The following is an 11,568-nucleotide window of genomic DNA, read 5'->3' as shown; positions in this document are numbered from 1 at the left end:
AGATCTGCCATGAGCACAATTCCTTCAGCAATCGCGCGGCGCACGTTTCTCCGCCGGTCGGCCGTCGCTTCGTTGAGCGCCGGAGCCGCAGCGACGGCCCCCGGCGCCGCTTGTGCGTCGACGGCGACCCGTCCCGAGCGTCCCAGTCGACTGCCGCGCGAAGTCTGGATCGCCACGATCGCTCAGGACGGGATGACGGGAACCACGCCTGCGGCCCTCACGCGGGAGACGCTCGCTCGAATGGAAGCGGCGGCTGCGCAACAGCCGGACCTCGTCTGCCTGCCGGAGATGTTCCTTTTTCCCGGCGGCGCCGGCAGCCGACCGCCGGTGCGCGAGATCGCCGAAGCCCCGCTGGGCGAGCTCGCCGCGCCATTCGTCGCATTCGCGAAATCGCACCAGTGTTACGTCGCCTATTCGGGCTACACGGTCGAGGCGGGGCGGTACTACAACGCCGTGGTCATCATCGATCGCCAAGGCCGGCCGTGCGGCGAGTATCGCAAGACCTACCCGACGGTCGGCGAGATGGAGTACGGCGTCTCCCCCGGTCCGTTGCAACCGCCTGTGTTCGAGACCGATTTCGGACGAGTCGGGGCTCAGATCTGCTTCGACGTCGAGTGGCACGACGGCTGGCGGCGGCTGCGCGACGCGGGGGCGGAGATCGTTTGTTTCCCTTCGGCCTTCGCCGCGGGTCGAGCGGTGAACATGCGAGCTTGTCAGAACCAACTGGTCGTCGCGTCGAGCACGCGCAAAGACACGTCGAAGATCGTCGATGTGACGGGCGAAACCCTTGCCGCGACGAGCCGCTGGAACCGTTGGGCGTGCGCCGCGGTGAACCTGGAGAAGACCTTCCTCCACACTTGGCCCTTCAACGCTCGCTTTCCCGACATCCAGTCCAAGTACGGCCGCGACGTCGTGATCACGACCTACGCCGAAGAGGAGTGGTCGATCATCGAGAGCCGCTCGCCCGACGTCCGAGTGGCGGACATTCTGCGCGAGTTCGAATTGGAGACGTACGCCGACACGATGGCGCGCGCCGAGCGCCTCCAAATTGAGAACCGCGCGCCGACGTAGTCGTCCGTCGCGGAACGGACGAACGGTCGGGCGATCACGATCCAGGCAAGGCAACACGAGACGAGGCGGACAACAATGAACATGACTGCGATTCGAACGGCGTTCTTCGCGACGATCCTCGCGACGGGGCTCTCCGCGACCGGCTCGGCGGCCGAGGTGCAATTGCTGCCGCTGGTGCAGGGACACTTCGACGTCTACTTGCAGTACGGTCTGGACAGATACGGACCGCTCCACACCCCGCTGTGGATGGCGTCGCTGGACACCAACACCAAGAACTATCCGTCGAGCGACTACGCGGCGGCAGGCAAACGGATCTATCGCGAAAATCCCGCGCCGAAGGGTTCGACGCTCTATTTTGACATCCCCCAGATCAACGCCGCGCTGGCGTTGTCGACCGTCACGGGGGACTCGAAGTATCACGACGCCGCCAACCTGTACGCCGCAACGTACCTGGCGCCCAGCAACGGCCGCGACGGCAGCCGCATTTCTCGCTCGGGATTGTGGAAGTGGGGCGAGCACTGGTTCTATCGCGCGTTCGACAGCCCGACGGACGCCGTCAACGACTACTACAACGATCGGTACATGGGGTTCTCCGGGAGTTACCACGAGATGCGGCCCTATACGCCCAACTGGGACTTCTTTTGGGCGCTCGATCCCGACATGACGAAGACGCACATTGATCTAGCCGGCGAGCATCACGTCCAGGACGGCTACGACACGACGACCGGGTTCTTCAGCCGGCATGACACGTTCACCGACTCGCCGCACGCCTTCATCGACGCCGGCGGCGTGCTGGTCGAGTCGCTCACTTGGCTCGCCCGACTCGTCCCCGAGGTCGAGAAGCAGAAGTATCTCGACCACGCCAAGAAGATCGCGACCTACAGCTACACGGCCCGCGGGGCCACGACCGGGCTGGTCCGCAACAACATGCCCAACACGTCGCGGTGGGACTACAAGGTGTCGACGACGGAGATCGGCGAATGGGCCGGCAAGTTGCTCATCGCGGCCGAATACTCCGGCGATCAGGACTACGTCACGATGGCGCGCGACGGCGTGCACGCCTATCTGCAGTACGCTTGGCACGAACCGACGGAGCGCTACTGGGGCAAAGTGAACGTCAACGACGGCTCGCCGAGCTTCGACAATTCCGGAGCTCCCTACGCGCCGTTCGACTACAGCAGCCCCTGGAACGTGCAGATTCCGTCGCACGACCACTATTTGGGACTCGCGGCGACGCTGATCCATCTCCACCACGCGAGCGAAACCGCCTTCCCGGCCGACGTGCCGTTCCTGGAGACGCATATTCAGCGGATGACGCGCGGAATCATGGAAGAGCGACCGGCTCTGAACGCCAAAGACGGCGTCGGTTCCTACGCCGAGGCGTACGGTCACGCAATTCAGATTATGCTGAAAGCGGCCGATCGACTCGACGACCCTGCCTATCGCAAGCACGCCGAACGACTGGCCCACGAGGCGATCCACGTGCTGTGGACCGGCGACATGTTCCGGACCCACGGCGGCGAAGATCGCTACGACGCCGTGGACGGATTCGGTTACTTGGCTGAAGGACTGATGCAACTGGGCAGTTTCCGGGCGCCGGCCAATCCGGTCACGGTCGCCCGATATCAGTTCACCGCCGGCGCGACATGGCTGCAATCGAACGATGCGCACCCGAACTCCGTCGCTGGCAACGTGACCCTGGGGTCTGGGATCTCGGCGATGCAGAACGGCCTGGGAAATCCCTCCGGTTCGCTGGCGATTGCGCTGTCGAGCGCGAACACGGCCTCGCAAGCCGCAGCCGTGGCGGCCGACGACTACGTGGGATTCACGATCTCCCCCGTTGCGGGAACAAGCTTGTCGCTGTCGCACTTGACGTACGATCTGCGCCGCTCCAGCGACTCCGGCGCGAACGACCGGTACTTCGTTCGCTCGAGCATCGACGGCTTCACGAACAACCTCGCGGCGGACGACGTCGCTTCCGATCGCTTCGAGACCTACTTCATCAGTCTCATCGGAGACGAGTTTCAAGAGCTTACGGAGCCGGTGGAGTTCCGCTTTTACTTGTTTGATCCCGACGGCACGACCGCCGGGACCGCTTACTTGGACAATCTCGTCCTGGCGGCGGCGACGACGCTGCCGGGCGACTTCAACGGCGACGGCCAAGTGAGTTCGGCCGATCTCATCGATCCTGTCAACGGCTTCGGCGCTCGGTTCGGCGGCGATCTCGACGGATCCGATTTTTTGACTTGGCAGCGGCAGTTCGGCGTCGCGATCGCCGCGATGGCCGGCGCCGACAATGTGCCCGAGCCCGCCTCGACGGCGCTGACCGCGATCGGCGTCGCCGTCGTCGCGCTGCGCGCACTACTTGGTCACGGCATTTGATCGGACTTCGAGATCTTGCGCTAACGACCCAACAAGGACCGCCAACTATGTCCAAGCTCACGCGACGATCCTTCCTGTACTGCGGCGCCGCAACCGGGGCGCTGGCGACTCTGTCCGGCGGACGCGTCCGCGCCGCTGGCGGCGACGGACAAGTGAATCTCGGCCTTGTCGGCTGCGGCTGGCGGGGAGGGCAATTGTTCAACGCGTTCAAAGGCATTTCGGGCGTCCGGTTCGCCGGCTTCTGCGACCCCGACGAAGCCCGGCTGGACGAGCTCGCAGGACAAGTTCCCGGCTCGCAGCGTTGGAAGGACCTGCGGGCGATGCTCGACTCGCCCGAGATCGACGCCGTGGCGATCGCCACGTGCAATCACTGGCACGCGCTGGCGGCGATTTGGGCGATGCAAGCCGGGAAGCACGTCTACGTCGAGAAACCGCTGGGACATTACAACTGGGAAGGCCGCCAGATCGTCAACGCCGCCCGCCGCTACGATCGCATCTGCCAAGTCGGAACGCAGCAGAGGTCCGACCCGATGCAGGACGAGCTCAAGCAGTTTCTGCACGAGGATCGCGCGCTCGGCCCCGTCGAGTCCGTACGAGTCAGCCGCTTCGGCATGCGAGGAACGATCGGCAAGCTCGCGTCCCCCCTCGCAGCCCCCGCCACGCTCGATTACGACCTTTGGCTGGGACCGGCTCAGGACGAGCCAATCTTCCGCAAGGAGTTCCATTATGATTGGCATTGGGACTGGAACACCGGCTCCGGCGAGATGGGCAATTGGGGCGTTCATATCGTCGACGACGTGCGGAACGTCGTCTTCCAGGACCGCGTCGCCCTGCCTCGCCGGATCGTCGCCGGGGGCGGGAGATTCGCGTGGCACGACGCGGGCAACACGCCCAACGTCCATGCGGCCGTGCTCGATACGGGCTCCATTCCGGTGATCGTCGGAGTCTGCAACGTCGCGGTGAAGCCAGGAAGCAAGTCTTCGCCCACCACGCCGGGCCCTGGCAGCGGTTACACGGCCTTCTGCGCCGGCGGACGTCTCGAGGGCCAGCGCGGCCGAGGCGCCGCGTTCGATGCGGCCGGCAAGAAGATCCGCGAGTTCACAGGCAACGGCGGCGGCGGCCATCAAGCGAATTTTATCAAGGCCGTGCGCACCGGCGACGCCAGCATACTGAAAGCGCCGGCCGAGACGGGGCACAACTCGACCGAATGGTGCAGCTTGGCCAACGTCGCCTATCGCGCTGGCGCCGCCCTCGAGGAGTCCGACCGCGCCGCCGTCCTGGACGACATCCAGAGCGCTTTTGCCGGCGGCGACAAAGCCGTCGCGCTCGTCGAGCAACTGCGCAACGTGGCCGTCGCTCACGACGGTCCCCAGGCGGCGCGCGACTTCCGTCTCGGTCCGGTGCTGACCTTCGATCCGCAGTCCGAGCGATTCGTCGGCCCCGGTTCGGAAGCCGGGAACGCTTTGTTGCGCCGGCAAGATCGCCCAGGATTTGAAGTGCCGACCGTCGCCATGGGCGAGCGCCAGGCTCGTCGTTCGTAATTCCCCGTGCATTGAGGAAACCCGTCCGTGGCTCGCGAGTTCGTCCGCGCAACCTACTGGATCGAGACGCCGCATCCGCTGGAGCAAGCGGTCGCGGCGCTCGCCGGCGAGCAGTCATGCGGCACGTTCGTGCGCGTGCCTGGCGAGACGGACGAACTGCGCAGACGGCATCTGGCGCACGTCGAGCGGATCACGCCGCTGGACGTCGCCGAGAAGCCGACGCTCCCCGGGGGGGCGCAGCCTCCTTTCGCCGGCGGAGCGCCGCAGTATCAGCGAGCGGAGCTCGTGTTGGCATTCCCGTTGGAGAACATGGGCGTCAACCTGCCGACGTTGCTGGCGACCGTCACGGGCAATTTGTTCGAGTTGCGCGAGTTTACCGGCCTGCGGCTGCTCGACTTGGAACTCCCCGAGGCGTTTGCGGCGCTTCCCGGCCCGCAATTCGGCGTCGCAGGGACCCGCCGATTGGCCGAAGCGTTCGCTCGCCCGCTCATCGGCACGATCGTCAAACCAAGCGTGGGGCTCAGCCCCGCGGAAACGGCCGCGACGGTTCGCACGCTGGTCGAGGCGGGGGTCGACTTCATCAAGGACGACGAACTGCTGGCCAACCCGCCGCACTCGCCCCTGGCGGAACGGGTCGCAGCAGTGATGCGCGTGATCAACGAACTCGCCGACCGGAACGGTCGCAAGGCGATGTACGCCTTCAACGTGTCGGACGAGCTCGACGCAATGTACCGTCACCACGACGCGGTCGTCGCCCACGGGGGGACCTGCGTCATGATCAGCATGCATCACGTCGGCCCGGCCGGAGCGCTGGCCCTGCGGCGGCGTTCCCAGGTGCCGATCCATGGGCACCGCAACGGGTGGGGACTCTTTTCGCGCAGCCCCGGCGTCGGCGTCGAGTATGCAGCATGGCAGAAGATCTGGCGCTTGGCAGGGGTCGATCACCTGCACGTCAACGGCCTGCAGAACAAGTTCTGCGAGTCGGACGACTCGGTCGAGCGCTCGATCAAGGCGTGCCTGACGCCGATGTTCGGCGACGATCGGGCGATGCCGGTCGTGTCGTCGGGACAGTGGGGCGGGCAGGCGCCCGAGACCTTCGCCCGCACCGGGACGGTCGATCTGATGTACTTGGCGGGGGGGGGCGTGATGGCTCATCCGGGCGGACCCGCCGCGGGGTGTCGAGCTATTCGCCAAGCCTGGGAAGCCGCCGTCAGCGGCGCCACGCTCGCCGACTACGCCCGCAACCATCCGGAACTGCAGCAATCGCTGAAAGCATTTGGCAAAGCCGGCGCGTCCGCTCAGGGGCGACTTGGTGAAACAGAGAGGACAACTTGATGCAAACGACGTCATCGCCGCAAACGATTCGACCCTCGGACCAGCGGGCCGACGCCCTGCGGCTGCGCCTCGCGATCGTCGGGGCGACGGCCTGGGCGCTCGCGTGCGCACAGCCGTCGACCGCCGCCACGTGGCACGTCGACAGCCAAACGACGATCAACGCCGCGCTCGCCGGCGCCAATCCGGGGGACGTCATCGTCGTCAAGAACGGCACGTACGACTTCCCCGTGCGGATCAACGGCAAGCACGGCACGGCCGCAAATCCGATCACGTTTCAGGCCGAGTCGATCGGCGGGGTGACGTTCACCGGCAGCAGTCTCGGCGATAGCGCCAAGCTGCGGCTGGAACGGGATTACTGGACGCTCGACGGGTTCAACTTCGACAACGTCAAAATCCCCGGCACGAGCTCGTCGGACAAAATGACGGTCGTCCGACTTCGGGGAGCCAGCAACAACGTGCTGCGCAATCTGACGATCGTCGACTGCGGTCTCAGCAGCCCGAACCCCGCCGACAACGCGTCGAACAACACGATGTTCCTCCATCTCACCCTGGGATCGAAGAACAACGTCGTCGAACGGAGCCAGTTTCTGAACAACAACAAGAACATCGTCGTCCGCGTCGGCGGCGGCGCGACCGATCCCGACAACACCGACAATCTGTTCCGGTACAACTACTGGAGCGGTCACGCCGGGTTCGAGACGTTGCAGTTGAGTTGGGGGTCGTCCGCCGACGTCGCGTATCGGACCACCGTGGAGCACAACCTGTGGAAGGACAACGCCAGTTCGTCGGAGCTCGTCTCCTCGAAGAGCTCGCAGAACGTGTTCCGCTACAACACGTTCGACCACAATAACGACCAACTCGTCCTGCGCGCCGGCGACGACAACGTCGTCGACTCGAATTACTTCCTTAACGGCCGCGGGATCCGAGCCTACGGCTCCGGTCATACCGTCACCAACAACTACTTCGAGGGGTTCTACGGACCGGAAACAGGCAATCTCAAGGGGGGGATGATCCTCGGCGCCGGGAGAGAGTCGGAGGTCCCCTACGAACCGTTCCGCGACGCGCTGGTGGCGAACAACACGATCGTCAACACGGGCGACTTCAGCCTCATTTACGGGCAGTTCTACGGCAGCACCGTCAGCGGAGCGTTCATCGACACGCCCCCCTCCGGCAACGAGATTCGCGACAACCTGATCGTGAACAACGCGGGCCAAGCGATTCGCCGCGAGAACAACGCCCCCGACGTCTCGAATCAGTGGTCGGGCAACGTCGTGTGGTCGACCGGGTCAGGGACTCCGGGCTATACGCCGCCAGGAGTCGGCGTCGGCGTCGATCCGGGACTCGTGCTCGATCCGGTCGGTTTCCGCGAATCGAGCCAGTTTCCGCTGGTTGGCGCGCAGCTTGATTTCCGCCCGCTCACGGTGAGCGACGTCGGGCCGGGAAGCACCTACTTGGCCTCCTTCGCGGGAGACTTCGACGGCGACAACGTCGTCGACGGACGCGACTTCCTCGCTTGGCAGCGAAACCACGGCGGATTCGCGGCGGGCGACGCCGCCGACTTGGCCGTGTGGCGGGACCGATTCGGTCGCACTTATGGAGGGGCGATCGCAGCGACGACGAGCCTGACGACGCAGCCTGTCCCCGAGCCCCCTGCGGCGACATTGGCGGCGCTCGCATTCGGGATGCTCGCGACGGCGGGTCTGCGGCTTGTCGCCGTCGGCCAAGCCGCCGCTGCGGGCGCTGTTGCGCGTGTCTCGAGTTAGCCGCGCTTTCCGAGAATTCCCATGAAGCGCCTGAAGCTAAGCCTGCCAAGCGCCCTGCTCGCGGCGGTCGTGTGCGGATTCGCCCCGACGCAGGCGGCGGGGAGTGAATGGCGCCTCGCTCCGCATGGGGACGACCGTGCCGCCGGGACGGCCGACGCGCCGCTGGCGAGCCTGCACGAGGCCCTGCAGCGGCTTCGCACTTGGCGCCAAGCGGACGTATCGAACATCGACGCCGTGGCGACGATCCGCTTGACTGCGGGCGACTATCCGATTCGCCAGACGGTGGAATTGCGAGGCCGACATTCGCGCGTCGAGATCTGCCGGGAGGGTCCGGGCCCCGTGCGGCTGCTCGCCGGGACTACGATCCCCGGGTCGGCCTGGAGGCCTGCGGCCGGCGGTCCCGCGGCGGAGATCGCCGACGAGATTCGTTCGCACGTGCTGCAAGTCGACCTCGCCGCGTTGGGAGTCGGGCCGCTTCCGGAACTTCCGCCAAGCTGGCACGGCGCTTGGCCGGCGCCGGAGTTGTACTTCGGCGGCAAACCGATGACCCCCGCCCGCTGGCCGAACGAGGGCTGGGCCGAATTCGACGAAGTCGTCCGCCGCGATGCGGTCGACGCCTCGCGCGGCGCCGGCGGCACGATCGTCTACGCCGGCCCGCGCCCGGACCGATGGAACGTCGAACGCGGCGCGTGGCTCCACGGATATTGGAGTCGCGACTGGGCCGACGAGGTGCTTCAGATCGCCGAAATCGACCTCTCCAAGAAGCGGCTCGCGCTGGCGGCAAAACATCGCTTTGACTTCCCTGAGGACGCCTGGTTGAAGCGGTTTCCCCGGCGATACTACGCGGTGCACGTTCTGGCCGAACTCGACGCGCCCGGCGAGTGGTGGCTCGACCGAACGGCGAACGTCCTCTACTTCTATCCGCCCGGATCCGTCGCCGAAGAGGAAACGCTGCTGTCCGACTTGGACGCCCCGATCGTTACCGTCCGCGGCGCCGCGCACGTCACGCTGCGGGGCCTGACGCTCGAAGGAGGCCACGGCGACGGATTCGACGTGCGAGGTTGCCGCGACGTGGTCGTGGCCCAGTGCACGGTCCGGAATCTGGGCGGGTATGGAGCCGTCGTCCGCGACTCGTTCGATTGCCGGATCGAGCGATGCCAGTTGCACCAGCTAGGTCGCGGGGGGGTCGACCTCGACTGCGGCGTGCGCAAGACGCTCGTCTGCGGCAATTGCTCGGTCCTCGATTGCCGCATCCGCGAATTCGGCCGCCTGCAGCGCACCTACGCCCCGGGCGTGCGTCTCCATGGCGTCGGCAATCGCGTCGCCCACAACGAAATCGCCTTCGCCCCCCACTCGGCCGTCATTTACGGCGGCAACGAGCACGTGATCGAACTGAACGAGGTGCATCATGTCGCCTTGGAGACGTCGGACGTCGGAGCGATCTACACCGGGCGCGATTGGGCGAGCCGCGGCAACGTCGTCCGTCACAATTTCATTCACCACCTGACCAGCTTCGGACAGGTCGGCGCCATGGGAGTCTATCTCGACGACTGCGACAGCGGCGACACGATTGCGGGGAACGTCTTCTACCGCGCGAGTCGGGCCACGTTCATCGGCGGCGGACGCGACAATCTCGTCCGCGGCAACGTTTTCGTCGCGTGCCGACAGGCGATTCACGCCGACGCTCGCGGACTGACGCGCACGGTCTGGGACGATCCCCGCGACAGTTGGAACCTGCTGGCGAAAGCGGAGCGCGTCGGCTACCGCGGAGAGCAATGGCGCACGCGTTACCCGCTGCTTCATGGCATTATGGAGGACGACCCCATGCTTCCCAAGGGCAACGTCATCGAGCACAACGTGGCCGTCGGTTGCGACCAATGGCTTCACGTGAACGACGGCATGGACCAGCACATGGACCTCTTGACGTTTCGCAACAACTTGCAACTGGAGACGGACCAGCTTGACGAAGTCGGGGTCGTCGAGGACGACCAGTTCACGCTGCAGCCGCGTCGGTCCCTCGCCGACCGCGTCCCGGTCGTCAGGACCATTCCGTTTCACAGCATCGGCCCGCGATGACGGCCCGCGGTCCGCCGAACCCGGTCGGCGCGATCGCACGAAGCGCTTGGCAATCCGCATCCCCCCGGCGAGAGTCGCACGATGAATCAAACTCCGAATTGCCCGCTGCGGCGACAGGCCGGCCTGCACGCCAATTCCTGGCGCCGGGCGGCGTGGTGCGCCGTCGCCGGCCTCGCGCTCGAGGCGACGGCCAGAGCCCAAGGACCAGACTCGGCCGCTTCGATTGTCGGCGCAGCGCCGTCGTCGATCCAGGCCAGCGCCGTCCTGTGGCGCCTCGACGACATGGCTCGCATCAAGCAGGTCGCCTCGACGGAGTCGGAGCACCCCTGGACCGACGCCCTGGCCGCGCTTCGCGAAGAGGCCGACGAGGCGCTCGCGCTGGGCCCCTATTCGGTGATGCACAAAGAGCAGTCCCCTCCGAGCGGCGACAAGCACGACTACATGAGCCAGGGCCCCTACTGGTGGCCCGATCCCAAATCCCAAGACGGGCTCCCCTACGTCAAGCGAGACGGCGTGGTCAATCCCGAGTACTACGCGATCTCCGACGAGCGCGAGCTGCAAGCGATGTCGCAGGCCGTCGAGACGCTCGCCTTGGGCTACTACTATTTCGACGACGAGAAATACGCCCAGCGCGCGGCGCAACTGCTGCGAATCTGGTTTCTCGACCCCGCGACGCGGATGAATCCCCACATGAAGTACGGCCAGGGGGTTCCCGGTCTCACCGAGGGTCGCTGCTACGGACTCATCGAATCGAGCGAGCTGATCCACGTCGTCGCGGCGATGTCGTTTCTGGAGTCGTCTCCGGCCTGGAGTGCGGAGTCCCGCGCGGGGCTCGGCGCTTGGTTCGCCGACTTCCTCGCCTGGATTCAGTCAAGCGAGCTCGGGCGCAGGGAGTCGCGCGAACACAACAACCACGGCACTTATCACGACGCTCAAGCCTCCGCGTTCGCCTTGTTCATCGGACAACCGGAGACGGCCCGCACGATCCTCGAACAAGCGGCCGAAAAACGAATCGCGGCCCACGTCCAGGGCGACGGGCGACAACCGCACGAGTTGAGCCGCACGCGAAGCTGGTCCTACTGCGTCATGAACCTCCGGGGGCTGATCATGCTGGCCTCCATGGGGGACGCCGTCGGGGTCGATCTGTGGGGCTACGAAAGTCCCCAGGGGGGGAGCATCCGCGGGGCGCTGGCCTACCTGACGCCGTTCGGCGAACCAGGCGCCGTCTGGCCTTACAAGGAAATCAGCCAAGGGCCTCCCACGGGCCTTTACGCGCTCCAGGTCCGTGCCGCAACAAAGTTCGCCGATCGGCCGGCGCTCCGCCAGGCGCTCGAGCGCCTTGACGCGCGCGATCGAGTCCGCCTGACGACGTGGCAGTAACGACCCGCGACGCGGTGCGT

At 66.0% G+C, this 11,568-nt stretch carries 7 protein-coding genes; all 7 read left to right on the top strand.

Features of this window, described 5'->3' with window-relative positions; all coding sequences use genetic code 11:
* Positions 1–9: 9 nt before the first annotated feature.
* Positions 10–1,071 (top strand): carbon-nitrogen hydrolase family protein, encoded by a 1,062-nt coding sequence (locus KF688_11040; protein ID MBX3426206.1) that lies wholly within the window; start codon positions 10–12, stop codon positions 1,069–1,071.
* Between the two features lie 81 nt (positions 1,072–1,152).
* Complete coding sequence (locus KF688_11035) at positions 1,153–3,453, top strand: hypothetical protein (protein ID MBX3426205.1); 2,301 nt, start codon at positions 1,153–1,155, stop codon at positions 3,451–3,453.
* 47 nt (positions 3,454–3,500) lie between these two features.
* The gene (locus KF688_11030) at positions 3,501–4,994 is read left to right on the top strand and encodes a Gfo/Idh/MocA family oxidoreductase (protein MBX3426204.1); all 1,494 of its coding nucleotides are present in this window, start codon (positions 3,501–3,503) and stop codon (positions 4,992–4,994) included.
* A 27-nt stretch (positions 4,995–5,021) separates the two neighbouring features.
* The gene (locus tag KF688_11025; protein MBX3426203.1) at positions 5,022–6,329 is read left to right on the top strand and encodes a ribulose-bisphosphate carboxylase large subunit family protein; all 1,308 of its coding nucleotides are present in this window, start codon (positions 5,022–5,024) and stop codon (positions 6,327–6,329) included.
* Complete coding sequence (locus tag KF688_11020; protein ID MBX3426202.1) at positions 6,329–8,092, top strand: right-handed parallel beta-helix repeat-containing protein; 1,764 nt, start codon at positions 6,329–6,331, stop codon at positions 8,090–8,092. Before KF688_11025 ends, KF688_11020 begins: the two co-directional genes overlap by 1 nt.
* Positions 8,093–8,113: 21 nt before the next feature.
* Positions 8,114–10,168: a right-handed parallel beta-helix repeat-containing protein gene (locus tag KF688_11015; GenBank protein ID MBX3426201.1), complete on the top strand. Its 2,055-nt coding sequence runs from the start codon at positions 8,114–8,116 to the stop codon at positions 10,166–10,168.
* Between the two features lie 81 nt (positions 10,169–10,249).
* A complete protein-coding gene (locus KF688_11010) occupies positions 10,250–11,548 on the top strand; it encodes an alginate lyase family protein (protein MBX3426200.1) in 1,299 nt (432 codons plus the stop codon).
* Positions 11,549–11,568: the final 20 nt, after the last annotated feature.

Source organism: Pirellulales bacterium (assembly GCA_019636345.1).
GTDB lineage: Bacteria > Planctomycetota > Planctomycetia > Pirellulales > Lacipirellulaceae.
The sequence above is the reverse complement of the archived record's forward strand: the minus strand, read 5'-3'. Positions and strand labels throughout refer to the sequence as shown.